Genomic DNA, 25,229 nt, shown 5'->3' with positions numbered 1-25,229 from the left:
CCCCCGTATTGTCGCCACTCCAGAATCGCGCAAAATCCCTGCCGTGGCACGCCTCTTTATTGAGAGAAGGCGCTAGAAGCTAGCCACAGACTTGGCCGACCTGTCCGTCCAGGGGGCTGGCCCCCTCGCAATCGCCCAGAAGGTGTCGGCGCGTGGGGTCATGGGGCATGAATCCGTTGAGGCAAGTCTGGTGGGCGGCGGGATCGGTGACGCCGGCGCAGGGATCGTCAGCCCTTGCTTTTGCTGCTGGAACGAACAGGGGGGCCAGTGTCATCGCTGCTGCCGCCGAAACGCCGATTATCGCCCGCTTCATCAGTTCGTCCTCTCGTAACCCCCTATTGACCGCGTCGTTGTCGGCGTGGACGCAGTGTCGCACGTTGCGACGGCGCTCGCAGCGCGACACGAGCGGCGCTGTCGTGGTGGCCGACCAGGTCGAGATGGGTGACCGAAAGGTCACAAGAGCCGAGTGGCGGCGGTATCTGCGATTAACGCTTGCCCGGCGGCCGGGCGCCGCGTGCGATGCCCAGGCCCTTTACCGGGGTTTCGGGCTTTGCCGCGTCGCCGTCGGGCTCCGCCGACGGCTCCGGCTTTTGCTGCGGCTCGGCCTTGGCCTCCGGTTGCTCGGCCGGGGCCTCGGCGGGCTTGGCTGGGGCAGCGGCCTTCTTGACGCCCGGTCGCTTGGCGCCGGCGGCGATGCCGAGCCCCTTCACCGGTGCGGCGGGAGCCGCTGGAGCCTTGGCCTCTTCGGCCGGTGCGGCCGGCTCGGCGGGCGCTTCGGTTGCCTTGGCCGCGGGCGCTGCGGGTGCGGCCTTCTTGGCGCCGGGCCGCTTGGCGCCGGCCGCGAGGCCGAGCCCCTTCGCCGGAGCGGCGGGGGCCTTGGCCTCTTCGGCCGGCGCGGCCGGCTCGGCCGGCGCTGCCTCGGTTGCCTTCGCCGCGGGCGCGGCCTTCTTGGCGCCGGGGCGCTTGGCGCCGCCGGCGATGCCCAACCCCTTGGCGGGCGCGGCGGGCGCGGCGGGCGCCGGGGAGCTGGCCTTGGCCGGCTCCGGCTCGGCGGCCTTGGCAGGCTCCTCGACCTTGGCCGGCGCCTCGGCGGGCGCGGCGGGGGCCGCGGCCTTGGGCGCCGAGGCGGCCCGCTTCTCGGCCTCCTTCGCGGCGGTGCCCTTTTCGGGCAGCGTCGCCTTGTCGTACTCGATCGACCCGAGCAGCACCTGGGCCACGTCCAGCACCTCGACGCCGCTGCGGCCGGCTTCTTCCTGCCGGTCGTTGACGCCGTCGGTGACCATCACGCGGCAGAACGGGCAGCCGGTGGCGATGGTGGCGGCGCCTGTCGCCAGGGCCTCGTCGACGCGTTCGTGGTTGATCCGCTTGCCGATGTGCTCTTCCATCCACATGCGCGCACCGCCCGCGCCGCAGCAGAAGCTGCGCTCGGCGTGGCGCGGCATTTCGGTGAGGGTGGCCCCGGCGGCGCCGATCAGCTCGCGCGGCGCCTCGTACACCTTGTTGTGCCGGCCCAGGTAGCACGGGTCGTGATACGTGATCTCTTGGGAGACGGAGGTAACGGGCACCAGTTTTTTGTCGCGGATCAGCCGGTTGAGCAGCTGCGTGTGGTGCAAGACGGTGTAGTTGGAGCCCAGCTGCCGGTATTCCTTGCCCAGGGTGTTGAAGCAGTGCGGGCATGTGACGACGATCTTGCGGTCGACGGTCTCCACGCCCTCGAACAGCCCGTCCAGGGTCTCGACGGCTTGCGCGGCCAGTTGCTGGAACAGGAACTCGTTGCCCGACCGGCGCGCGGAGTCGCCGTTGCAGGTTTCGCCGGTCCCCAGCACCAGGTACTTCACGCCGGCGACGGCCAGCAGCTCGGCGACGGCCTTGGTGGTCTTCTTCGCCTTGTCGTCGTAGGCGCCGGCGCAGCCCACCCAGAACAGGTACTCGAAGCCGTCGAAGCTGTCGACGTCCTCGCCGTAGACCGGGACGTCGAAGTCGACCTCGTCGATCCAATTGGTCCGGTCCGAGGCGTTCTGGCCCCACGGATTGGCCTTGGTCTCAAGGTTTTTGAACAGCACCGACAGCTCGGAGGGGAACTCCGACTCCATCATCACCTGGTAGCGGCGCATGTCGACGATGTGGTCGACGTGCTCGATGTCCACCGGGCACTGCTCGACGCACGCGCCGCAGGTCACGCAGGACCACAGCACGTCGGGGTCGATGACGCCGCCCTGCTCGGCGGTGCCGACCAGCGGGCGGGTGGCCTGCTCCGGACCGGAGCCCATCACGCGGCCGAAGCCCGATTCGGGGACGTGATGCTCCTCAGCGTGCTTCTCGCCGCTCAGGTTCTCGGCGACCCCGCCCTCCGGGGTGTTCTCGAGCGGAGTCTCCTTGTCGCCCAGGATGTATGGCGCCTTGGCCATCCAGTGGTCGCGCAGGTCCATGATGACGAGCTTGGGCGACAGCGGCTTTCCGGTGTTCCAGGCCGGACACTGCGACTGGCAGCGCCCGCACTCGGTGCAGGTGGCGAAGTCGAGCATGCCCTTCCAGGTGAAGTCTTCGATCTTGCCGCGGCCGAATTGGGCGTCGTCGGGCGGGTTTTCGAAGTCGATCGGCTTGCCGTCGGACTCGATCGGCAGCAGCGGGCCGAGCCCGTCGGGCAGGCGCTTGAAGATGACGTTGATGGGCGCCAGGAAGATGTGTAAGTGCTTGGAGTGCAACACGATCAGCAGGAAGGCCAGCATGACGCCGATGTGCAGCATCAGGGCGACGGTCTCGACGATCTCGTTGGTGTTGTGCCCCAACGGCTGCAGCAGCGATCCCATCAGGTGGCTGAAGAAAGCGCCGCGGCCGTACGGGAATTCGTCGCCGAGGGCGTTCACCGACGCCCCGCGGAAGATGGCGTAGGTCCAGATGACGTTGAAGATCATGAACAGGATCAGCCACGCGCCGCCGGTGTGTGAGCCGTAGAAGCGGGACTGGCGGCCGTACTCTTTCGGCTCGGTGCGCAGCCGGATGATCGCGAAGGTGACGATGCCGGTCAGCACGGCCAGCGCGAAGAAGTCCTGCAGGGCGCCCAGCGCGTCCCAGCGGCCGATGATCGGAATGTGGAAGTTCGGCTGGAACAGCACGCCGTAGGCCTCGATGTAGACCGTCAGCAGGATGAAAAAGCCCCACATCGTGAAGAAGTGCGCCAGGCCGGGCAGCGACCACTTCAGCAGCTTGCGCTGCCCGAACACCTCGGCGAGTTCCGCCCAGATGCGGTTACCGACATGGTCGGCGCGCCCGCTGGCCGGCTGGCCGGACATGACCAGCTTGTTCAGCCACAAGACTCGGCGCACGGCGAAAGCGCCCACCACCACGGTCATGCCCAGTCCGATGATCAGTCTGATGAGCGTTTGCGTGGTCACAGAAGGTCTCCCCAATTCCTAGTTTGTGCCTACTGAGGCTTGCTCATAGTGACATCTGGGTAGCTTTCGACGCGAGATAGGTTGCCCTAAGTCGCGGATCGGCAGTAGCCGTGGCCTGCGGCTAACGCCCGAACGGCGGTTGCGGCAGGGGCAGCGGCAGCGGCCGTTGCCGGGTGGTCGTCGGGGCCGCGGTGGTGGTCGCCTGCGACGTCGTCGGCTGGGCGCTCGTGGTGGTCGGAGCCGCCGTCGTGGTGGTGGGCGGCGGGCTGCTGGTCGTGGTGCTCGGCGGCGGCTGCGTCGTCGACGACGACGGCGGGGCCGGTGGGGGCGGGAGCACCGTCACGGTGGTGGTGCCGTTCGGCTCCGTGATCGTCTCGGTTTGCGACGTCTGCGGTGGCGCGGGTTCGGTGGGCGGCGTGTTGTTGGTCGGGTTGGTTTTCGGGTGGCCCAGGGTCAGCGCCAGCACCACCGCGACCAGCACCGCCGCGGCCGCGCCGACGACGCTCAACACCAGCGCGGTGCGCTTGTACCAGGGCAGCGTCCCGGTCGCGGCGGCCAGTCGGCCGCTGTCCGCCTCGCCGGATGTCGTTGGCTCCCGGCCGTATTCGCCCGTCATGTCGGGGCCGACGTACGGCACCGGCTCGGCCGAGTCGTCGGCGTCCGCCGACCACGCCAGGGCGGGACCGCCGTCGACGACCTTGGCCGTCTCGACCAGTTCGGTCGGGTTTTCGACGACGGGACTCGCGGCGGTCGCCAGGCCGGCGGCGGCCTGCTGCTGGCCCAGCACCGAGGCGCCGACTGCGGCGGCGAGCGCGGGATGTGGCGCGGTGTGGATCGGCACCCGCAGGCGCTCCGAGAGGCGCGCGGCGATCAGCGGGATGCTCGCACCCCCACCGACGGCCGCCACGGCCGCCAGACCTGATAGTTGAATCCCGTTGCGCTGCAACGTGTCTTCCACCGTGCTGACGAAACCGTCCAGCGGTTGCGAGATGAGCTGCTCGAGTTCCGCGCGGGAAAGCCGGACCTCGCCACCGGACGCGGCGGCGCCCGACAGCTGCTCCTTGGCGCGGCGGCATTCGGCGAGCTGGCGCGCCTGCGCGCCGATCCGCGCGGTGCCGGCCAGGTCGGTGCTGGTGGCGTCGGAGCCGCCCGACCGCACGTAGTCGAGGATGAGCTGATCGATCGCGTCGCCGGAGAAGTCGGTGTACCGCACCGACGGACCGATCTGCGCCAGCGTCGACCCGGCATTGATCAACGTGACGCTGGTGCCGCTGGCGCCGAAATCGCACACCGCGACGACGCCGGCCGGGAATCCGGGGTGGGCGCGCAGCGTCGCCAGCGCCGCGGTGGCGTCGGAGATCAGGGCCGGTGCCACACCGCCTCGGTTCAGGTCCGGCTGGGCGAAGAATTCATCGCGGAGCGCGGTGGTCTGAGCCTCCGACCAGTAAGCGGGCACCGCGACGGTGACCGGTGTGCCGTAGCCAACCGTGCGGGCCATGGCCTCGATCGCCTCGACCGTCAGCACCTCGCCTTGGTACTTCGTCCCGTCGGCCGCGACCAGCGGGGCCCGGTCCCCGACCCGCTCGACGAAACCGCGCAGCACCAGCCCGGATTCGGTCAGGTTCGGGTTTTCCTCCGGAAGGCCGATTTCGGTGGGCCGGTTCTCGAACAGAGTCAGGACCGAACTGCGGACCACCGGGGCGCGGCCCGAACGGACCGCAACCAGGTTGGCCGCCCCGATCGACAACCCCAGCGCCTCGCTCATGACGCGCACCCCATTACGACATGCCCGGCGGCAACGTGACCACGGGCCCATCGGGAATGGTGATCACCGACGGCAGTTGCGGCATGTGGTGTCGATGCGTCGGCTGCTGCTGGGTCGGCTGACGCGTGGGCTGCTGGGTCGGCTGCTGTGCCGGCGGCTCGGCGGCGCTGCTGGTGGGCGGCGGCGCCGACGATTCGGTGGTCGTCGGCGTCGTCGTGGTGGTCGTCGTCGTGGTGGTGCTGCTCGTGGTGCTCGGGCTGGGGCTGGTCCCGTGGCCGCCGCCCTGGATCAGCTCCATGAGCCCGTAGACGATCAGCGCGAGCAGGATCAGAACCGCGACGATCCAGGCGATGATCCCGGCGGGTTTCCGGTACCACGGGGTGGGCTCCGGTTGCTGCTCGAAGGGATCGAGCGCCTCGGGTTGCTCCGGCTGGTCGGGCGGCGGTTCCGCCGGAGCTTCACCCGGCGCAGGGGACCCACCCAGGGCGCCGTAATTCGCATACTGCGTCCGCTGGTTGTGGAAGTCGTCCGGTGGGCCGTTGGATGCCACGGAGTCGATGGTAACGACACCCCTTTCGGACCAGCTCAGAGCGTCGAGGCGCGGTTAGGCGATACCGAGTTCGTGATCGATCTGCGCCCAGTACTGCGGGCCGTCCAGCGTGAGGATGATCCAGTCGTGAATCTGGCCGTTGGCCAGCACGAAGTTGAACGGGGCTCCGGCCAGGGCGGCGTTGTGCTGCAACACAAGCACGTCGGGCGAGAGGGAATCCAGGTTGCCCGTGTAGACATACGTCGGCGGGAGCCCGGCGAGGTTCCCGTACAGCGGACTCACCATGGGGTCGGTCACACTGAGGCCGCCCGCCCACTCCTTGCCGATCTGAATCCCGGGCGCGACAGGCAGCAGGGGATCCTGGACGAACGCAATGTTCGGGTTGCTGAAGGTGACGTCCAGCCACGGGGACAGCAGGACCATCGACGTCGGCATAGCGGCATTCGGATTCTGGGCCAACGTGTATTCGAGGGCCGCAAGTGCCAGGTTGCCGCCCGCCGAGTCCCCGGTCACGCTGACGTGGCCTGGGTGCGCGGCGACCTGCGAGGAGATGAAGTTGGCCATGTTGGGCACCACCGTGCCCGCGGTGCCGCCCTGCTGCAGCAGCGGGTAGATCGGCACCTCGATGGTCGCGCCGGTCTGGTAGGCCATCACGGTGTAATCGATCCAGTGGAAGATCGACGGCGCGAAGATGAACGCCCCACCGTGGATGGCCACCACGTAGTCGCCGGTCGGATGGGCCGGCGTGATCTGCACGACGGGCATCCCGTTGTACGTGGTCTGCTGGACCGTTTCCCCCAGCAGCAACGGCAGCAATGCCGGCGGCTTGTTGGACAGACCTATCCCGAGTAGCGGGTTGTCGCCCGTGAACAGCTGCAGGAACGGGGAACTGGGCGACGAAAGTTGAGCTTCGAGCCCGGGAAAGAAGCCCAGCAGGGGTTTCACCGGGTACAGCGCGGCTTCTTCGAATCGCGTGGCCAGCGACGGTCCGCCGGTGTAGGTCCCCGTCTGCGTTGCCGAGAACGGCGGATTCGCCGGCGCCCCGAAGATGGTGCCGAAGACCGTGTTGGCTACGTGGTTGAATTCGCTTTGGACGGCCTGGACGAATTCACCGGGCAGGCTTTCGAGCGATTGCTCCCACGAGCCCAACTGCGCGACCGTTGCCGACGCGCTGGCGTGATACCCACCCATCGCGGCGACGTCCTGGGCCCACATCCGCTCGTAGTCGGCCTCGGCGGCCGCGATCGCCGGGGCGTTTTGACCGAACAGGTTCGAGAGCACCAGCGACACCAGCTGGCCGCGGTTGGCGTTGATCACGCTGGGGTTCACGATCGTGGCCAGCGCGGACTCGTAGGCGACGGCGGCCGCCCGGGCCTGGGCCGCCGACTGTTCGGCTTGGGCGGCCGCCCCGCCCAGCCAGCTCACATAGCGGGCGGCCGCGCTCGTCATGGACGCCGACGACGGGCCTTGCCAGGCCTGGCCGGCGAGGTCGGAGGTCAACGAGCCGAACGCGTTCGCCGCCGAACTCAATTCGGAGCCCACGCCGTCCCAGGCCGCGGCCGCCTCCAGCATCGGCCCCGGGCCCGGTCCGTCAAGCAGCAGTACCGAATTCACCTCGGGCGGCCACACCAAAAAGCTCATTACTGCTCCCCTCGATCAGCGCTGATCGCATTCCCCTTTCAGGAAGGTACCGCATGGATTCGGCCGACAATCCTGATTTGGCGGGCGCTTTATCCTCGGTGACCCGCCAATCAGGCTGTGGCGCTTGGATGATGGCGGAAACTTGTCGTACCCGGTTGCGATGATGGGGTTATGTCGTTGACCGCAGCTGCCGAGCCTTGGGTGAATACGCCCACGCGTATTGACGTGCTGTTTGAGGAGTTGGCGGAGTTGTGCGGTCAGCGCAATGCCATTGATGGCCGCATTGTGGAGATCGTTGCCGAGATCGATCGTGACGGGTTGTGGGGTAACACCGGCGCGCGGTCGATCCCGGGTTCAGTGGTTGGCCGTCATCGTCAGTGACGATCAGCCGGTCGGCGGTTCCGGTGATGGTGATCTCGCCGCGGTGGTGTGCCCGGTGGTGATAGGGGCAGACCAGCACCAGGTTGGCCAACTCGGTGGGCCCGCCGTCCTCCCAGTGCCGGATGTGATGCGCGTGCAGACCGCGAGTGGCCCCGCAGCCGGGCACCACGCACGTGCGGTCGCGGTGTTCGAGCGCGCGGCGCAGCCGGCGATTGATCACCCGGGTCGTGCGCCCGGCGCCGATGGGCTGCCCGTCGCGTTCGAACCACACCTCACAGGTGGCATCGCAGGTCAGGTAGCGGCGTTCGGCGTCGGACAGCAGCGGCCCCAGATGCAGCGCGGCGGCGCGCGCCGCCACGTCGAGGTGCACGACCACCGTGGTGTGCTGGCCGTGCGGGCGGCGGGTGGCCTCGGCGTCCCAGCCGGCCTCGACCAGGCGCATGAACGCATCCATCGTGTCGGGCAGCGGCGGACAATTCTCTGAACTGTCGCCGCGATCGCGCTTCCACTGGGTGATCAGCGCGTCGCGATGCGACGCCAGCGCGGCGTCGAACTTGGCCGCCTCGGGGTGCGGGAGTTTGATCCGCCACCAGGCGAACTGCTCATCGGAGCTCTTGGTGATCGAGGCCTGCTCGGGCCGCGGTTCTGGTTGGGGGCGCGGTTCGAGGTTGACCGCGGTGCGCAACTGGTTGACCGTGGCGACCTGCGCCAACTCCACGTAATGCGCATCCGAGCCCTGCCCGGCGCGTGCGGCGATCACCCCGAGCCGATCCAGCGACAGCCGCCCCTCCCGCAACGCCTGGGTGCAGCGCGGGAACTCGTCCATGCGGCGCGCCACCGTGGTGATCGTGTGCGCGTTGGCCGGCGAGCAACCGGTCTTCCAGGCCACCAACGCCGGGATCGACCGCGCGCCGGTGTTACCCCACAACCCGTCACGATCGATCTCGGCGACGATCTCCACAATGCCCCCATCAATCGCATTGCGCTGACCGCACAACTCCGCCAACTCCTCAAACAACACGTCAATACGCGTGGGCGTATTCACCCAAGAGCCAGCAGCTGCGGTCAACGACATAACCCCATCATCGCAACCGGGTACGACAAGTTTTCGGCTATGAAATCCGCGCCGCCAGCGCGCCGATCCTCGTCACTGCGGGTGGCTGGCCACGTACTCCGCGGCGGGGATCGGTGACGACGCGGCGTAGCCGATGGGCAGCAGCACGTCGCCCGCGGTGGTGTTGCAGTACACGTCCCAGCGGTAGAAGCCGGCAAACGTGGCCGGATCGGATCCGATGAGGGCCGCGTATTGATCGACGGCGCGCACGTATTCGTTCGCGTGGTTGTACCGGTAGATGGCGTGATCGCGGTCGCCGACAAAGCCATTGGCGGCCAGCATGCGGCCGGCCGCCATGATGCTGTCGTGCGGCGAGTTGATGTCACCGCCCTGCCCGTAGCTGGCAAATGTCCCGGGCAGGAATTGCATCGGCCCCCGGGCGCCCGCGGTGCTGACGCCATGGATGCTGCCGAGGCGCGTTTCGACGAGGTTGATCGCGGCCAGGTAGTTCCAGCCGACGCCGGATTCCGACTCCGCTTGGTGGTAGTAGCCCAGCAGCTCGTCGGCCGGCGCCGGTGGCTCAATGCTCCACGCGGGCAGCGTGTCTCGGACGGCCGTCATGGCGGTGAGCTGCCGGCGGGCGTCGACGTTGCGGTCGTAGACGTCGAGCAGCGACGCCGGGATCCGCGGTCGTATGGTCGCGTCCCATTCGGGGTGGCGCCCGATGGCGCGGTAGGCCGCCTGCTCGCGGTGCGCCGCCGCCGCCAACGCGGCCTCCCCGGTCGACGCGTCACGCAGCGCGTGCTCGTCGGCGACGAGGTCGTCGGCCACTTGTGCGGGGTCCGACGCCAGTTGGGGCTGCGCGCCGGCGGGGATGCTCGGCGCGGCGGGCCGCGCCGTCGTCGTGGCCGCCGACGTCGGAGCCGGCGCCCCAGCAAGGACGACCAGGATCACGCCGAGGACAAGCAGCGTGGCGCGCGGTTTACCGCTCACGGTGGGCCTCCCGTCGATCCGACTCGGGGTAGCTCAACGGTAGCGAGCCCACCGGCCGACGCTATGCGCTATCCCCGATTCGCGCGGGGGCGGCGGTCATCGGCTCGAGCGGCGGTTGCCGCCGGGTCGGCAAACTGGCTCCGGCGGCTTCGTCGCGGCCGAGCGCGATCGCGGCCGCCGCCATCGCCGCCACCGCGACGGCAAGGACCAGCGCCGCCGACCCCCGAACGGCGAGGTGCTCCCCGAGCACCACGACGCCGAGCACGACCGCGACGATCGGTTCGCCGACCAACATGATCGGCACGGACGCCTGCAACGCACCGGCGTGGAACGCCGCCTGCTGCACCACGGTGAGCGCGACGGCCAGCCCCACCAGCACATACAGGGCGGGAACCGTCAGCAGCCCGTGCCACCCGGCCACGGCGAAGCGGTGCGTGCAGATCTTAGTCAGGACGGCGATCATGCCTAGCAGGACCGCCACCGGGACCGCGAGCAGCATGGCGCGGGGCCGGCCGGCGGCGCGGCGGGCCGCGGCGACGCACACGATCACCAGCGGCACGGTCATCATCAGGGCGATCGTCCACGCCGGCACGGGGGCCCGGTTATGGCCCTCGCGGGGCTGACCGACGAGCACGAATACGGCCAGGGCGGCGGTCAGCAGCGTCGCCCACCCCCAGTCGGCCCAACTGATGCGCTGGTGGCACAGCCTCGCGCTCATCGGCAGCGCGAACAGCAGCGACGACACCAGCAGCGGCTGCACCAAGAGCAAGGATCCGTGGGCCAGCGCCAGCGCTTGGAAGACGTAGCCGGCGACGGCGGCGAGAGTGCCCGCCCACCACAGCGGTTCGCGGACCAGGGTGGTGGCCATCGTCGGCGACATGGCTTTGTCGTCCGGTACGCCGCGGGCGACGCGTTGCCGGACGACGATTCCGACCGCGGCCCAGAATGCGGCAAGCAACGCCGACACGATCGCCACCGCGTGTTGCGCCACCCACCCCATGGCCGGGTGCATACCCGGCATTCAAGCGGCGCGAAACTCGGCCGTCGAGGGGGCGCGACTCACCGATAGAAGATCGTCGTCCCGACGCCGCCGGGGCTATACGAGATGTACACCGGGTGTTCGAGGAAGGGCAGCGCCCCGGTGTTCATGACGTACGGCGACGGCGTCGGGAAGTACGTCCCGTCGTAAACGTAGGAGTACAACAGCTGGCCGTTGGGGGCCCAGACATAAATGGCGGTGCCGGGCACCGCGTTGAGGCCGGTGGGGATGGTTCCCTCGACACCGCCCGAATCGATCACCGCGTTGACGGTGTACTGCGGCCCCAGGAAGCCCAACGGTCCGGTGCTCAGCCCCAAGGTGGTGACCGGCGACCCGTTCAACGTGGCGAACGGGGTCAGGTTTATCGGAGGCGGACCGAACTGCAGATACGGTTTAGCCCCGACCTCGTTGATCAGCAGGCCCTGGTTGTAGGGCGCCGGCAATGCCTGGGTCGGGATGCTGGGTCCCGGGCCGCCTGCATTGGGCCCAACCCCGAGCACGCCGGTCACACCGTCGGCCGCGAAATAGGACCGCCAGCCCCAGCCGTGGCTCATCGCCGCCTGCAGGGACGACGGCCACGAAAAGAGCTCGACATTGACGGGGGTCCTCGCCGTGACGAGTCCATTCCCGAAATTCACCGGCGCGTCGAATGTGGCGTAGAGATAATTCAATCCGCCGCTGTAGCCGCCGGTGCCGATTCCGACGGGCAATCCCAGACTGAGCAGCCCGAATATTCCGCCGACATTGCGAAGCGGGACAACGAGACCCGTGGATCCGGTGTCGACCAAGACGGGCGCAAACCCTCCGCCGCCGACGGCGACATTCACCACCGGCTCGACGGAATTGACCATCGTTATCGGGACGGTGCCGGGCTGGCTGGTCGTCGCGTTGGTGACGACGCTGGCGGCGACGTTGCCGATCAGCGGACGGCCCACCAACAGTTCGGCCGGGGTGTTGACCGCGTCGATGACGGCTTGCTGAGCCTGGCCGAGCATCGCCGCGGCGGGACTGCTCGCGACCGCGGAGCTGATCGAATTCAGTCCCGCGCCAACGGGACTCGCGGCGACGGCGGCGGATGCCTGGGCCGGCAGACCCTGAAGGGCCGACGACCACGAGGGCAACTGTGCCGCCGCGGCCGAGGCGCCGCCATGGTAGCCGACCATCGCGGCCACGTCGGCGGCCCACATCTGCTCGTACTCGGCCTCGGCCGCCGCGATCGCGGGTGCGTTCTGCCCGAACAGGTTTGACACGACCAGCTGCACGAGCCCGTTGCGGTTGGCGCTTACGGCCGCGGGATGGACCGTGGCGGCGACGGCGGATTCGAACGCGTTCGCGACCGTCTGGGCTTGCGCCGCAGCCGATTCCGCCTGCGTCGCGGCCGCGCTGAGCGTCCCGGCGTACCGCGCGGCGGTGGACGTCATCGCCGTTGCCGCCGGTCCCTGCCAGGCCGCGGCGGCCAACCCCGAGGTGATCGACGAAAACGACTGCGCCGCCGACCCCAATTCGGCGGCCAGCCCATCCCACGCCGCGGCGGCGGCCAGCATCGGTGACGAGCCGGCACCGCAGTACATCAGGGTCGAATTGATTTCCGGTGGTAGCACCAAGAAACTCATGCCCCGCCGCCCTCCCCCTCCGCACCACGATCGGTAAGCAAAGGTTATGGAACGCCGGGACGAACGAGTTGAAAACCGTTCTTCCCGTTAACGATCCGCTATACCGATTGCTAAAGCGGCGGATCTCAGATCACTGGTAAACGGTCGCGCCGCCCGTGGCGTAGTTGATGTAGACCGGGTGCTCCGCGAAAATCAGGTTCCCGGTATTCATCAGCCCGCTCGAGATCGCCGTGGGGAAGTAGTCCGAGTTGTACACGAACGAGTAAAGATCTTGACCGTTGGCAGAGACCACGATGGTGTCTCCCGGCTGCGCGTTCAACCCGGTCGGGAGGGTTCCTTCTACACCGCCGGAGTCAACAATCGATTGGACATTTGGAAACGAAGTTGTAGTGGCGCCGTGAGTGACGGTCACGTCTAAGCCGGTGATCGGCATTTGGGGCAGCGTCGTCAACACAGAATGCCCATTGATTGCTGGTTGGGCTCCGAACTGCAGATAAGGGCTGGGATCGGTCTGATTGATCAGCAGGCCCGAGTTGAAGGGTGCCGGCAGCGCCTGCAGCGGAATGCTCGGGCCCGGGCCGCCGGCATTGGGTCCGACACCCAGAACGCCGGCCGCGCCGTCGGAGGCGAAGAAGGACTGGAACGTCAGGCCGTTGGTCATCGCGGACTGGATGGACACCGGGAACGCCAGGAACTCGACGTTGACAGGGGTCGACGCGGTGACCAGCCCGCCGCCGAAATTCACCGGCGCGTTGTAGGTGAGGTACAGGTAATCCAGCCCGCCGCTGTAACCCCCGATGCCGCCGCCCCGGGGGATGCCGAGCTGGAGGACTCCCAACAGCCCGCCGACCTTTGTGAACGGGATGACGAGGCCGGCCGAGCCGGTGTCGACCAGCAGTGGCACGGGCGATCCGGTGCCGACCGACGCGTTCACCAACGGCTCGGTCCCGGCGAAGACCGTCAGCGGGGCGGTCGCTGTGCCGCCGGTAACTGTCGCGCTGGTGCCGAGCGACTGCGGCCCGGTGGGAATCAGCTGGCGCCCGAACAGGATGTCGGTGGGCGCGTTGATCACGTTGATGGCGTACTTCTCGAAGCCCGAAATCAGGTTCGTGAGCGGGTTGTTGGCCGCGGAGGTCAGCGAGCCGATTGCCGCGGGGACGGCGGCCGCAGGGTTGGGTTGGCCGGCAATCGCGGCGGACGCCTGCGCCGGCAGCGCCTGCACCGCGGACGCCCAGGTCGAGAGTTGGGCCGCGGCCGCCGAAACCCCGCCGTGGTAGCCGACCATCGCGGACACGTCCTGGGCCCACATTTCCTCGTATGCGGCTTCGGTCGCGGCGATCGCGGGCGCGTTCTGCCCGAACAGGTTCGAGAACACCAGCTGCACCAACTGGTTCCGGTTCGCGGTGACCAGCACGGGATGCACGGTGGCGGCCAGGGCGGACTCGAACTCGCTGGCGACCACCTGGGCTTGCACGGCGGCCGTCTGCGCCTGCGTCGCCGCGGCGCTCAGCGCCCCGGTGTACTGCGCCGCGGTCGACAGCATCGCCGCCGAGGCGGGCCCCTGCCAGGCGTCGGCGGCCAACCCCGAGGTGATCGAGGAGAACGACTGCGCCGCGGAGCCCAGTTCGGCGGCCAGCCCATCCCACGCCGCGGACGCGGCCAGCATCGGCGTCGGGCCGGCGCCCGCGTGGAGCAGAGACGAAATGATCTCTGGCGGTGACGTCAGAAAACTCATCCCCCGGGTGTCCTTCCGCTCTGCCCCACGACCACGTTTCCAGCGGGGACGGCACATCACGCCACCAGCCGATACGCGAGACTCTAGGGAAAACCTGGGCAAAATTCTCGGGATTTACCAAACGTTTCCATGCCGGCGGCCGTGCCTGCCGACCGCGACTACCGTGGCGCTGTGACCGACCGCCAACAACGCGCGATGTCCTTCGGATCGATCGCCGAAAACTATGACGGGCTCCGGCCGCAACCCCCGCAGCAGGCCGTGGACTGGCTCGTTCCGCCGGGTTGCGGGGTGGCGGTCGACGTCGCCGCGGGCACCGGACTGTTCACCCGCACGCTGGTGGGCAAGGCCACGCAGGTCATCGCCGTCGAACCCGACGCACGCATGCGGCGGGTCCTGACGGCCCGGTCCCCCGGCGTGCGCGTCGTCGAGGGCCGCGGCGAGTCGATTCCGCTGCCCGACGCCTCCGCGGACGCGGTGTTCGTCTCGTCGGCGTGGCACTGGCTGGACCACGAGCGCGCCGTGCCCGAGATCGGTCGGGTGCTGCGCGACGGCGGTCGGCTCGGCCTGATCTGGACCAGCCGGGACCGCGAGGTCGGCTGGGTGCGCAACCTGGACCGGCTGCCCGGCGACGAACCTTCCGGGGCCGAGGCGGCCGACCGGGCGCGCCGGCGCCTGGACATCGTCCTCCCGCTGCCCGCGGTCTTCCGCAACTTCGCGCGCGAGACGTTCCGGTTCACCCGGACCATGACGATCGACGACGCCGTCGCGATGCTGGGCACCTACAGCCGGGTCATCGTGGCATCCCCCGACGAACGCGCCCGGAGGCTGGCCGAAGCGCGGGCGGCCCTGGAGGCGCGCTTTCCCGGCGCCGACGCGGTGGACATCCCGATGCAGGCGCGCTGCTGGCGCGCCGACCGGATCGCGCGCGGCGACGGGCTATGAGGCACCGCATGCGCCGCGGTCGGCGAGGGTGTGTCAGCATTTGGAAATGAATTCACGCAGGGTTGCCCGCATCGTTGGAGTTTCGGCCGTGACGGCGTGGGCGGCGCTCTGCGCGCCGATGGTCACCCCGGCCGCGTCCGCCGATCCCTGCACCGACGTCGCGGTGGTCTTCGCTCGCGGCACCCATCAGGAGCCCGGCCTGGGAAACATGGGGCAGGCGTTTGTCGACTCGCTCACGTCGCAGCTCGGGGGGCGGTCCGTCAGCGTCTACGCCGTCAATTACCCGGCCAACGACGACTACCACAACAGCGCGACGGCCGGCTCCAACGACGCCAGCGCGCACATCCAGGACGTCGCCGCCAGCTGTCCCAACACGAAAATGGTGCTCGGCGGATACTCGCAGGGCTCGACCGTGATCGACCTCGCCAGCCAGACATTGCCGGGCCCGGTGGCCGATCACGTCGCGGCCGTCGCCCTGTTCGGCGAGCCCTCCAGCGGATTCTCCAGCATGTTGTGGGGCGGCCAGCCGCTCCCGACGATCAGCCCGGTGCTGGTCGGCCGGACCATCAGCCTGTGTGCGCCCGACGACCCCATCTGCTCCGCCGGCGGCAACATCTTCTCCCACATGACGTACATCGACTCCGGGATGGTCAACCAGGCCGCGACGTTCGCGGCCAACAAGATCGGTCAGACGCCCGCGCGGGCACAGAACGGCTAGCAGCCTCCGAGCCAACGGATTGTGAAATCCCTCGTCGCGGTTCGGATCCTGATCGCCGTGGTGATCGGCGCCGCCGTCGCATTCGCGGTGGGCAACACGATCGGCTGGCGATTCGCACTCGTCGGCTGGGTCGTCACCGCCGGTGTGTATGTGGTGTGGACGTGGCTCCTGCTGGGCCGGATGGATGCCGACGAAACCCGTGAGTACGTGACCCGCGAGGACCCCACCCGGTGGATCGCCGACACCGTCGTCGTGTCGGCAAGCCTGGCGAGCCTGGTCGGGGTCGGCTATGTGGTGGCGGCCGGGTCGCGCTCCGGCGCGGCGGCCGTCGCGGCCGCGCTGCTGGGGATCCTGGCCGTTACGGCGTCCTGGTTCGCGGTGCACACGTTGTTCACCGTGCACTACGCGCGGCTGTACTACTCGGACGAGCCGGGCGGGATCAACTTTCACGACCCGGAGCCGCCCCGGTTCAGCGACTTCGCGTATCTGGCCTTCACCGTCGGCATGACCTATCAGGTGTCCGACACCGAGATCGGACTGACCGCCATCCGGGCGACGGTGTTGCGCCAGGCGCTGCTGTCGTATCTGCTTGGCGCCGTTGTCCTTGCGGTCACGATCAATTTGATCGCCGGGCTGGGTTCCAAGCTGTGACGCCGGGTTAATCTGGCTGGCATGGCCATCGAGTCCACCATGCTCGCCCTCGGCACCCCCGCGCCGCCCTTCTCGCTGCCCGAGCCGGCCACCGGCGACACGGTCAGCCTCGACGATCTCGCGGGCCCCGCGCTCGTCGTCACCTTCATCTGCAACCACTGCCCGTACGTCAAGCACGTCGCAGCCGGGCTCGCCGCGCTGGGCCGTGACCTCGCCGACAAGGGCGTCGCGATGGTCGGCATCTCGAGCAACGACGTCGTCACCTACCCGCAGGACGGGCCCGAGCAGATGGTCGCCGAGGCCCGCGCCCACGGCTGGACGTTTCCCTACCTCTACGACGAGAGCCAGGACGTCGCGCGGGCATTCTCGGCGGCCTGCACGCCCGACACGTTCGTCTTCGACGGCGAGCGCCGGCTCGTCTACCGCGGACAGCTCGACGACTCCCGCCCGGGAAACGACAAGCCGGTGACGGGCGCCGACGTCCGGGCGGCGGTCGACGCGGTGCTCGCCGGGAGGCCGGTCGATGCCGATCAGCGCCCGTCGATCGGGTGCGGCATCAAGTGGCGTTCAGCCTGATTCGCGCGTTTGGCCGCCGCGCGGGCGGGTATCGCAACAGCAGTTATGACCGCGCAACCCCCCGATCCCGATCCCGCACAAACCCCCGACCTCGAGCGGGGTGGGGGCGTCACGCCGGGGGCGACCCCGCCGGCCGCGCCGCAGACCTCCGGTGTGGCAGAGGCTCAACCACCCAATCGCGGGCGGTTCACTCCCGGGTCCGCCCTTACGATCATCGCCGTCTGCGTATTCGTCGTGGCGTTCGCCGCGGTGGGGGTGCTGCTCGTCATGAAAATACTTGGGCTGGGCTGATTACGCACGGATGGTGACGGGGTCACCGACCCGGACCACGCCCCGCCCCACCACCTCCAGGTAGGCCCCCGCGCACGGCTGCGGCCCGTGACCCCCTGTGTCCCAACGGTTCTCAGCGGCGGGAGTGCGAAGCGCGTGCGGGGCGCGCGGCAATGGGCCGTGCTCGAGCGTGGGCACCACGCAGCGTGAGGTGGCCGTCAGGGCGCGCAGCCGCGCCTCCCCCACCACGATTTCCCTTCCCACCCAATCATTTTCGGAATAGGGAGGGTGGCCGGGCGGCGTCGTGATCACCAGGTTCGGCCGATATCGCAAGGCCTCCACGCCGATGTGCTCGAGGGTGGCCGTGGTGATCGCATGCAGCGGGGCCTCGTCGGTGAACGAGTCACCCGGGGTCGCCTGAGCGATCTCCAGGATGCGGCCGCCGACCTCGGCGTCCAACCCGAGCTCGAGCAGCTGCTCGGGATCCGGGCGCTCCAGCGTCGCGCCTTGTGGTCGCTGACTGACCAATCGGACCGTGCGCCCCAACAGCCGCGACAGCACGTCGTCGACGCCGGGGTCGTCGTCCGTGATGTCGGTCCCGTCGGGCAGCCGGATCCTGACCCGACCGGTGTCGGCGTGGGCGGTGCATTTCAGCAGCCCGCGCCACAGCCGCGCCTGTTTGGCGCTTGCCACATGGCCGGTTTCGGTGTCGACGAGCGCCAGCCGCCGGTCGCCCTCCGCGCCGCCTTCGTCGACGAACAGGGAGTCCACGGCTTCGCCGAGCATCGACTTCACCGGATAGCGGCGCAAACTCTCCACCCGCATGTGCACTTATCCCCCGCGAGAGACCCGTCGTTAACCGTCAGGGACGACAGTAGTGGGGCGTGCGGCGTCGACTAGCCCGGGCAGTAGGTCGATTCCGCCGCGCTGACCCAGCCGGTCATGTCGGCGAACGAGAAGCCCTTCTGGCTCATGTTGGAGTGCAAGTCGGCGGCGATCGCATCCGGCGTCTTGCCGGCCATCCGGTCGGCGCACACCGCGTGCCCCATCGCGATCATGTCGGAGTCGCTCGACGAGGGCCAGCTGAATCCGAGCGTTTTCAGCTTCGCGAGGTATGCGTCGTCCGTGGAGTCGGCCGATGCAATCGCGGTGCTTGCTGTCAGGGCAGCGCCAACCATCACGGGAATTGTCAGTTTGGCCAGCCAACGAGGTGCAGACATTTCGTGCCCTTCTTTTCTTTTGGCGTCTAGGGTGCCGCCAGTATATGAGCGTCCGGGCCGGCGTGAATATTAAAATTTTAGAAACTTGTGACGCGACGGTTGGCCAAGCTCGGTGGTCGATGACGCCGGGGTCGATCCCCGCGACAGTGAGTGAGGGGACGGCCTATCGCGCGCGGCAACAAGTGCATCGCCCGTTGGCAGGAATGCAACGCCGGCGAATACGCCGCGTAACCATCCGGTGCATAGCTTCGGCAGCCGTCGAATGGCAACTGTTGCCCTGATCGACAATTTGCTAGGGGATCTGAGCCAGGAGTTTCTTTTTCTGTTCTGTGAATTCCTCGTCGGTGAGGATTCCCGAGTCGCGCAGCGAGGCCAGTTCCCGGAGCTCGGCGGCCACGCTCGTGATCGGTCCGCCGGCCGGGGCGTCCGGCGGCGCTTTCTTTTCGGTGGTCGTGGGCGCGCCGATCCGTTCCCGGCGGGCCGGGCCGCCGCCCGCGCCACCGGTACCGGCCATCGCGCGCCCGGCCATGCCCGCCAGTGCCATCTGGCTGAACAGGCTGCCCATGCTTCCGGTGGAGGCCTCGGCGGCGGCGCCCACGCTGGCCGCCGGCAATGCGACCGCCAGGGGTCGTATCATCGTTGTCTCCGCCGCCCAGGCAGGTGGAACCGACAGCGCGCCAATGGTTTTCGCTTCGGCGAGGCCGGCCGTGGCCGCCGACCCGCCGGCCAGGTTCGTGATCACCGGGAAGGGCGACGGTGGCACCGGCGCCGTCCCCGGCCACGCCTCGACCCCCGCCCAACCGCTGACGATGTTGTCGGTGTGGAAACCGGTCAGGGCGCCGGCGACGTCGAACGGAAGGGCCGGTAGCGCCACTCCCGTGTCGACCCCGAGGCTCGCCGCGCTTAGTTCGGGGTCGATGAAGACCCCGCTCAGGTTCGCAAGCACGGCCAGCAGGTCGAGCGGGCCGAACTGGGCGGGGGTGGCCGCGAGGCTGGTCAGCGCGTTGGGCACCGCGGCGATCGCCGCCGGCACGCTCGACACGGCGCTCTGCGCGTTTCCCGCGGAGGTACCGGTGGCCTGCGCCACCGCCGCGGCCTGGGCGGCGGGCCCGGCGGCGCTGGTGTTGCGCGGCGGCGGCGAGAACGGCGTCAGCGTCGTCGCCAACGCCGACGCGGCGGCGTAGCCGTACATGGCGGCGGCGTCCTGGGCCCACATCTCGGCGTACTGCGCCTCGGTTGTCGCGATCGCGGGGGTGTTCTGTCCGAAGATGTTCGTCGCGACCAGGGTCATCAGCAGGCTGCGGTTCGCCGCGACCACCGGCGGCGGGATCGTCTCGGCGAAGGCCGTCTCGTAGGCGCCCGCCGCGGCTTTGGCCTGGTTGGCGGTCTGCTCGGCCTGCGTCGCGGAGATTCTCGTCCACGTCAGGTACGGGGCGGCCGCGGCGGCCATCAACCCCGAAGCCGGGCCCAGCCAGGGGCCGGCGGTCAGCGCCGCGACCTCCGACTGGTAGGAGCTCGCCGCCGCGTGCAGGGCGGCGGCCAGCCCGTCCCAGGCCGTCGCGGCGGCCAGCAACGGCCCCGAGCCGGGGCCGGTGTACATCCGGGCGGAGTTGATCTCGGGCGGCAGCGCGGCGAAGTCCATGTCGTTCCCTCCGATCGAGTCAAAGCGCCGCCAGGGCGCTGGCGCCTTCGGCGACGACTAGTTGGGCGGCGGGCGAAACCGGGCCGGCAAAGGATCGCACTTCCCTCAGTAGTACATGTCCGGCGCGTGAACGTGGCGATTACCCCGTCAAACGGGCGCGTTAACAGGTGCTGTCGGTGGGCTGCCCCTGTGCGACCGCGGATCGGGTCGTGTAGAAGAGTCTCGTGGACGCGCCGCAGCCCAAACCGTTCGACACGCCGAGGCTGCGCGAAGCGATGGTCAGCCGGCTGTACCGCCGATCGATGGCCGAGGGCCAGATCTCGGTGCCGGCCGTGCCCGGCATGATCGACGAGTACTCCCAGCTGTGCGCGAACCTGTGCGCGACCCTGGGCGTGCCGTACACGCCCGAACAAGCTCGTCAGCTCAACCAGGTGCTGGAGGCCGAGCTGGCGAAGGCCTTCAAGGCCTCCCAGCGTTCGGAGATCGTCATCTCGTTTCAGGTGCCCTTCGGGACGGGCCTGAACTACCGCGTCAAGGCCGAGTGGCGGACGGTCGAGGCCGACTACGACAACTGGGTCGCCACCCGCCAACCGCCGCTGTTCGGCCACGAGCCGGACGCCCGCGTGCTGGCGCTGGCCCGCGAGGCGGCCGACCCGGCGAGCTGCCGGGTGCTGGACGTCGGCGCGGGAACGGGGCGCAACGCGCTGGCCCTGGCCCGGCGCGGCCATCCGGTGGACGCGGTCGAGATGGCGCCGAAGTTCGCCGAGCTGATGCGCGCGGAGGTGGACGGCGAATCGCTCGGCGTGCGCGTCATGCAGAGCGACGTCTTCACGGCGATGGAGGGAGTCCGCGACGAGTACCAGCTGATGGTGCTCTCCGAGGTGGTGCCAGACTTCCGGACCCCGCACGAGTTGCGCGGCGTGTTCGAGCTCGCCGCCGACGTCCTGGCCCCCGGCGGGCGCCTGGTGTTCAACGCGTTCCTGCCGCGGCCCGGCTACACCCCCGACAACGCCGCGCTCGAACTCGGGCAGCAGTGCAACACCATGATCTTCACCCGTGACGAGGTGACGAATGCCGCGGCCGGGCTGCCTTTCGAGCTGATCGCCGACGATTCGGCCTACGACTACGAGAAGGCCCATCTGCCCGAAGGCGCCTGGCCCCCGACGGGCTGGTTCGAGAGCTGGGCCAGCGGCCTCGACGTGTTCGACGTCCCGCGCGAAGAGTCCCCGATCGAGTTGCGCTGGCTCGTCTACCGCAAGACGGCCTGACGTCCCTCTCGCCGAACGTGTTCTCACGGCGAGAAATCGGCGAATTTTTCGCCCTCAGGACACGTTCGACGCGGGGCTGTGCGCCGTCAGGTCCCTGGTGGCCGGGCCTTCCAGCAAGGTGCCGTCCGGGGCGAACCGCGACCCGTGCAGCGGGCATTCCCACGCCTCGTCGGCGTCGTTCCAGTTGACGATCCCACCCAGGTGCGGGCACACCGGCGAGACGCGGTGCTCGGTGCCGTCCACCCGGCAGCGGGCCTCCAGGTGCCACGGCGGCCCGCTCACCACACCGCCCTCGCCGTTGACGGGGCTGCGACGGCCGGTGCGTATCGCCGGGGTGATCCAGCCCTTCGCCAGGTCGAATCCCACCTCCAGGTTGGCCTGCATGGCCGTGAACAAGCCGGACAGCTCGTGGGGGCTCCAGCTGGCGAACGCGGTGGCCCAATCCATCCGCCCGCCCAGGATGCGGCTCGACAGCGCCAACGCCGCCGCGGCGCCGTTCGTCATGCCCCACTTGTTGAAACCCGTTGCGACGAAGATGGTTTCGCTACCCGGCAGGATGGGACCCACATACGGCAGGTGGTCGATCGGCGTGTAGTCCTGCGCCGACCAGAAGTGGGTCTGCACCGCGCCCGGATAGTGCTTGTGCGCCCAGTCCGAAAGTTCAGCCAGCGATTTCGACGGGCTCTTCTTGCGGCCGACCGTGTGGCCGGCCCCGCCCACGATCAGCCGCTCCCCGTCGGCGACGGGCGCATAACGGACCGAACGCGTCGGCGAGTCGGTGGAGATCATCATCGGCCGGGTGATGGTGCCGGGGACCTGAAACGCCAGGCAGTAGGACCGGCTTGGCTTCACCCGCGCGAAATACCCGCCGCGATCCAGGATCGGGATTCCGGTGGCAAGAACCAGCTGCCCGGCCTCCAGCTCGACGTCCCGCCGGGCGGCATCGTTGACGTGCACGCGTACCCCCTTGCCGCGCCAGGACACGCGCCGGACCCGGGTGTGCTCGACCAACCGCCCGCCGCGGCTGAGCAACTCGGTGACCAGCGAGTCGAGGAACGGCATGGGGTCGAACTGGGCCTGGTCGGGCAGCCGCACGCCGCCGTGGTACGGAAACGGGACGTCCGCGTCGTCGTCCCACACGGCGCCCAGGCCGACCGCCTGGCAGGCCGCCAGTTCCGCGCGTGCGGACAGGACGCCCCTCGCGGACTGGGCGTAGGTGTAGGCGTCCTCGCGCTGCACGGCAATGCCGTTCGCCTCGCAGTGCTGCAGCACCCACTCCTGGCCCTCGCGATTGCCGCAGACGTACGCGCGGGCCACGTCCGGGCCGTGCCTGGGCAGCAGCTTCGACAGCTGGCTGCCCTGCAGCAGACTGATTTTCGCGGTGGTATTTCCCGTCGCGCAGGAACCGACGGTGCGCGCCTCGACCACCAACACGTCCTTGCCGGCGCGGGCCAGCAGGACGGCTGTCATCAGCCCGGTGATGCCGGCCCCCACGACGATGACGTCGGCGGAAGTTGGGCCCTCGTCAAGCCGGCTTGCGGCCCAAGCCGGTTCGGCGCGGTCGGTCAACCATAAAGAAGTCACGGCTGGGCAGATACCCGCGCAGCGGCGACGGAAACTGCGCGCCGCGTTCACGCCCTCTTGAGCTGCGCCTTCGCCTCTTTGACCGATTCGGCGGCCGCGCGGCAGGCCCGCTGCGCCTTGTCGTAGTCGGCCTCGGCCCGGTCGAATTCGCGCTCGGCCTTGCGCAGGGTCGCGCGCGCTTCGTCGCGACGCCGGCGGGCCGCGTCGCGTTCGGCTTGCCGCCGGGCCAGCGCGTTGTCGGCATCGGCTTGGGCTTGCTCGGCTTCCGCAACGGCAGCGTTCAGCTTTTCCCGGCGCCGCTCGGCGGCAGTCTGGGAACCCTTCGCGGGCCGCGCCGGCGCGGCATCGCCGAACCCGCCGAAGCCCGACCATCGCTCGGGCTTGGCCAATCGGCCGAGCCGTTCCCTGACCTCGGGGTCGGCGATCGCGGCTTGCAGGGTGCCGGTCACGTCTTCGCGCACCGACGCCGACGGCCGCTTGACGTCGGCCGCCTCGAACGCGGCGCGGGTGAGCCCCTCGATCAGCTTGTGTTGCTCGGCCGACAACGCCCGGATGCGTTCGCCGTCCATCGCGGCGTGCGCGGCGCGCAGGCGGTCACCGAGGTCGGCCAGGCGTTTCTTGGTGTCCTTGTGCCCGAGCGCGACCCGGTTGACGATCCAGGCCGCCGTCGTGGGCTTGCGCGCCGCCGAGATTTGTTTGGCGGCCGCGGCGTCACCGCGGTCCTTCGCCTGGGCGGCCAGTCTGTCGCGTTGGGCGGTGAATGCGCCCGGCTCCGCCCAGTACAGGCTGTCGAGTTCGTCGTCGGCCACGACCCCCATGATCCTCGCGCGCCGGCCGCGCCACGTTTCGGCGCGTACGCCCCGGGCTATTTGATGCACATGATCGCCCTCCGCTCGGCAACTGGATGGCTGCGCCCGTTCCTGTTGGCGGTGTTGCTCGTGGTCGGGGTGGTGGGCGCGATCTTGCTTGCGACGTCGGCCAGGTGCCCGCACGGCACCTGCCCGCGCCCCGGGGCCGCGGCGAAAGACCCTGACACGGCGCAGATAACGATCACGCCCGGACCCGGCGCGCACGACGTCGACCCGGTCGCACCGGTCATGGTGAAGGCCGACGCGGGGACGCTCACGGACGTTCGCATGGTCAACGAGAGCGGCAAACCGGTCCAGGGCGTCACGACGCCGGACAACACCGTCTGGAAGCCCACCGTCCCGCTGGGATACGGGCGCACCTACACGGTCACCGTCACGGCGCGCGGGCCCAACGGCGCTGCGGCAACGCAGGTCTCGTCGTTCTCCACGCTGCAGCCCTCCAACCAGACCAAGGTTTCGTTCACCACCACCTCGGAGGCCGCGTTGCACGACGGCGGCACCTACGGCGTCGGAATGGTGGTCGTCGCCCACTTCGACGAGCAGATCGCCGACCGGGCCGCCGCCGAGCGGCAGCTGAGCGTGACCACCAACCCGCCGGTGCAGGGTTCATGGTTCTGGGTGGACAGCCAAAACGCCCACTGGCGACCCGAGCACTACTACGCCCCGGGAACGACCGTCACCGCCGAAGCCAAGATCTACGGAATCGCCCTGGGCGACGGGCTATTCGGACAAGACGACACGCGGGTGTCGTTCCGGATCGGCGACGCGCACATATCCATCGCCGACGACGCCACCAAACAAGTCAGCGTCTTCGACAACGGCAGGCTCGTCCGCACCATGCCCACCAGCATGGGCATGGGCGGCACCGAGGACGTCGGCGGTCGCACCATCTCGCTGTGGACCCCGCCGGGCATCTACACCGTGATCGACAAGGGCAACCCGGTCGTGATGGACTCCTCGACGTTCGGGCTGCCCAAGAACTCGCGCCTCGGCTATCGCGAGACCATCAATTACGCGACCAAGATCAGCACCGACGGCATCTACCTGCACGAGCTGGACGCCACGGTGTGGGCCCAGGGTCACCGCGACACCTCCCACGGGTGCCTGAACCTCAACGCCGACAACGCGAAGTGGTTCTACGACTTCTCCGTGCCGGGAGACGTCGTCGAGGTCCGCAACAGCGGAGGGCCGCCGTTGACGCTGGCCCAGAACGGTGACTGGACGCTCAGCTGGGACCAGTGGCGCAACGGCAGCGCCCTGCGGCCGGCTTCCTAGGGTCGCGGAGTCGCGCTCTGGCGCAACGGGATTCGGCCCGCTGGCCCC

Annotated in this window: 20 protein-coding genes and 1 pseudogene; 7 read left to right on the top strand and 14 right to left on the bottom strand. The window is 69.2% G+C overall.

Translation table 11 applies throughout. From position 1 onward, the window contains the following. Positions 1-485: 485 nt before the first annotated feature. From A5655_RS26725 to A5655_RS26685, 9 genes and pseudogenes are all read right to left on the bottom strand, one after another. Positions 486-3,395, bottom strand: coding sequence for a heterodisulfide reductase-related iron-sulfur binding cluster (locus tag A5655_RS26725; protein WP_067016078.1), 2,910 nt, complete (start codon positions 3,393-3,395; stop codon positions 486-488). A 121-nt stretch (positions 3,396-3,516) separates the two neighbouring features. Further along, complete coding sequence (locus A5655_RS26720; protein WP_067016074.1) at positions 3,517-5,160, bottom strand: Hsp70 family protein; 1,644 nt, start codon at positions 5,158-5,160, stop codon at positions 3,517-3,519. A 13-nt stretch (positions 5,161-5,173) separates the two neighbouring features. Next, positions 5,174-5,710 carry a hypothetical protein gene (locus A5655_RS26715; RefSeq protein WP_067016071.1) on the bottom strand — a complete coding sequence of 179 codons (537 nt, stop codon included), beginning with the start codon at positions 5,708-5,710 and terminating at the stop codon, positions 5,174-5,176. 54 nt (positions 5,711-5,764) lie between these two features. Further along, entirely contained in the window at positions 5,765-7,351 is a 1,587-nt protein-coding gene (locus tag A5655_RS26710; protein ID WP_197508811.1) for a PPE family protein, read from the bottom strand. A 169-nt stretch (positions 7,352-7,520) separates the two neighbouring features. Next, entirely contained in the window at positions 7,521-8,807 is a 1,287-nt protein-coding gene (locus A5655_RS26705; RefSeq protein ID WP_082978911.1) for a DUF222 domain-containing protein, read from the bottom strand. Positions 8,808-8,879: 72 nt separating this feature from the next. Further along, positions 8,880-9,779, bottom strand: a complete 900-nt coding sequence (locus A5655_RS26700) for a lytic transglycosylase domain-containing protein (RefSeq protein ID WP_067016068.1) — start codon at positions 9,777-9,779, stop codon at positions 8,880-8,882. 61 nt (positions 9,780-9,840) lie between these two features. Further along, complete coding sequence (locus A5655_RS26695; protein WP_231999288.1) at positions 9,841-10,791, bottom strand: DMT family transporter; 951 nt, start codon at positions 10,789-10,791, stop codon at positions 9,841-9,843. A 68-nt stretch (positions 10,792-10,859) separates the two neighbouring features. Next, positions 10,860-12,431 (bottom strand): annotated as a pseudogene (locus A5655_RS26690) (PecA family PE domain-processing aspartic protease); the annotation flags it as partial. 130 nt (positions 12,432-12,561) lie between these two features. Then, positions 12,562-14,166 (bottom strand): PecA family PE domain-processing aspartic protease, encoded by a 1,605-nt coding sequence (locus A5655_RS26685; protein ID WP_082978910.1) that lies wholly within the window; start codon positions 14,164-14,166, stop codon positions 12,562-12,564. 171 nt (positions 14,167-14,337) lie between these two features. Here A5655_RS26685 and A5655_RS26680 point away from each other — a divergent pair, with 171 nt between their 5' ends. Genes A5655_RS26680 through A5655_RS26660 form a run of 5 tightly spaced genes read left to right on the top strand, consistent with a single transcriptional unit; the run spans position 14,338 to position 17,344 of the window. Further along, the gene (locus A5655_RS26680) at positions 14,338-15,108 is read left to right on the top strand and encodes a class I SAM-dependent methyltransferase (RefSeq protein WP_067016154.1); all 771 of its coding nucleotides are present in this window, start codon (positions 14,338-14,340) and stop codon (positions 15,106-15,108) included. A 46-nt stretch (positions 15,109-15,154) separates the two neighbouring features. Further along, entirely contained in the window at positions 15,155-15,826 is a 672-nt protein-coding gene (locus tag A5655_RS26675; protein WP_067016059.1) for a cutinase family protein, read from the top strand. A gap of 21 nt (positions 15,827-15,847) precedes the next feature. Next, complete coding sequence (locus tag A5655_RS26670; RefSeq protein WP_369807257.1) at positions 15,848-16,477, top strand: DUF1345 domain-containing protein; 630 nt, start codon at positions 15,848-15,850, stop codon at positions 16,475-16,477. Between the two features lie 21 nt (positions 16,478-16,498). Then, positions 16,499-17,053, top strand: coding sequence for a thioredoxin family protein (locus tag A5655_RS26665; RefSeq protein WP_067016053.1), 555 nt, complete (start codon positions 16,499-16,501; stop codon positions 17,051-17,053). A gap of 45 nt (positions 17,054-17,098) precedes the next feature. Beyond that, entirely contained in the window at positions 17,099-17,344 is a 246-nt protein-coding gene (locus A5655_RS26660; protein ID WP_067016050.1) for a DUF6480 family protein, read from the top strand. Here the strand turns inward: A5655_RS26660 and A5655_RS26655 are convergent, their stop codons facing one another. The 3 genes from A5655_RS26655 to A5655_RS26645 form a co-directional block, all read right to left on the bottom strand. Continuing rightward, a complete protein-coding gene (locus A5655_RS26655) occupies positions 17,345-18,148 on the bottom strand; it encodes an MOSC domain-containing protein (RefSeq protein ID WP_067016047.1) in 804 nt (267 codons plus the stop codon). It abuts the gene before it with no gap. Positions 18,149-18,219: 71 nt separating this feature from the next. Further along, a complete protein-coding gene (locus tag A5655_RS26650; protein WP_231999287.1) occupies positions 18,220-18,501 on the bottom strand; it encodes a DUF732 domain-containing protein in 282 nt (93 codons plus the stop codon). 334 nt (positions 18,502-18,835) lie between these two features. Continuing rightward, positions 18,836-20,185, bottom strand: coding sequence for a PPE domain-containing protein (locus A5655_RS26645; RefSeq protein ID WP_067016040.1), 1,350 nt, complete (start codon positions 20,183-20,185; stop codon positions 18,836-18,838). Between the two features lie 275 nt (positions 20,186-20,460). Here A5655_RS26645 and A5655_RS26640 point away from each other — a divergent pair, with 275 nt between their 5' ends. Further along, positions 20,461-21,453 (top strand): bifunctional 2-polyprenyl-6-hydroxyphenol methylase/3-demethylubiquinol 3-O-methyltransferase UbiG, encoded by a 993-nt coding sequence (locus A5655_RS26640; RefSeq protein WP_067016151.1) that lies wholly within the window; start codon positions 20,461-20,463, stop codon positions 21,451-21,453. Positions 21,454-21,507: 54 nt separating this feature from the next. Here A5655_RS26640 and A5655_RS26635 read toward each other — a convergent pair whose 3' ends face one another. Continuing rightward, a complete protein-coding gene (locus A5655_RS26635) occupies positions 21,508-23,037 on the bottom strand; it encodes an FAD-dependent oxidoreductase (protein ID WP_067016037.1) in 1,530 nt (509 codons plus the stop codon). A gap of 47 nt (positions 23,038-23,084) precedes the next feature. After that, positions 23,085-23,846 (bottom strand): hypothetical protein, encoded by a 762-nt coding sequence (locus tag A5655_RS26630; protein ID WP_082978919.1) that lies wholly within the window; start codon positions 23,844-23,846, stop codon positions 23,085-23,087. 69 nt (positions 23,847-23,915) lie between these two features. Here A5655_RS26630 and A5655_RS26625 point away from each other — a divergent pair, with 69 nt between their 5' ends. Next, on the top strand, positions 23,916-25,181 hold the full coding sequence (locus tag A5655_RS26625; RefSeq protein WP_231999286.1) for an Ig-like domain-containing protein: 1,266 nt from the start codon (positions 23,916-23,918) through the stop codon (positions 25,179-25,181). Positions 25,182-25,229: the final 48 nt, after the last annotated feature.

Origin of the sequence: Mycobacterium sp. 1081908.1 (assembly GCF_001673535.1) — a bacterium.
Lineage (GTDB): Bacteria > Actinomycetota > Actinomycetes > Mycobacteriales > Mycobacteriaceae > Mycobacterium.
The sequence above is the reverse complement of the archived record's forward strand: the minus strand, read 5'-3'. Positions and strand labels throughout refer to the sequence as shown.

Coding starts and splice junctions, on each gene's coding strand:
- A5655_RS26710 (WP_197508811.1), bottom strand. CDS start 7,351: ATGAGCTTTTTGGTGTGGCCGCCCGAGGTGAATTCGGTACTGCTGCTT.
- A5655_RS26665 (WP_067016053.1), top strand. CDS start 16,499: ATGGCCATCGAGTCCACCATGCTCGCCCTCGGCACCCCCGCGCCGCCC.
- A5655_RS26645 (WP_067016040.1), bottom strand. CDS start 20,185: ATGGACTTCGCCGCGCTGCCGCCCGAGATCAACTCCGCCCGGATGTAC.
- A5655_RS26705 (WP_082978911.1), bottom strand. CDS start 8,807: ATGTCGTTGACCGCAGCTGCTGGCTCTTGGGTGAATACGCCCACGCGT.
- A5655_RS26655 (WP_067016047.1), bottom strand. CDS start 18,148: ATGCGGGTGGAGAGTTTGCGCCGCTATCCGGTGAAGTCGATGCTCGGC.
- A5655_RS26695 (WP_231999288.1), bottom strand. CDS start 10,791: ATGCACCCGGCCATGGGGTGGGTGGCGCAACACGCGGTGGCGATCGTG.
- A5655_RS26660 (WP_067016050.1), top strand. CDS start 17,099: ATGACCGCGCAACCCCCCGATCCCGATCCCGCACAAACCCCCGACCTC.
- A5655_RS26675 (WP_067016059.1), top strand. CDS start 15,155: ATGAATTCACGCAGGGTTGCCCGCATCGTTGGAGTTTCGGCCGTGACG.
- A5655_RS26650 (WP_231999287.1), bottom strand. CDS start 18,501: ATGGTTGGCGCTGCCCTGACAGCAAGCACCGCGATTGCATCGGCCGAC.
- A5655_RS26720 (WP_067016074.1), bottom strand. CDS start 5,160: ATGAGCGAGGCGCTGGGGTTGTCGATCGGGGCGGCCAACCTGGTTGCG.
- A5655_RS26640 (WP_067016151.1), top strand. CDS start 20,461: ATGGTCAGCCGGCTGTACCGCCGATCGATGGCCGAGGGCCAGATCTCG.
- A5655_RS26685 (WP_082978910.1), bottom strand. CDS start 14,166: ATGAGTTTTCTGACGTCACCGCCAGAGATCATTTCGTCTCTGCTCCAC.
- A5655_RS26625 (WP_231999286.1), top strand. CDS start 23,916: ATGATCGCCCTCCGCTCGGCAACTGGATGGCTGCGCCCGTTCCTGTTG.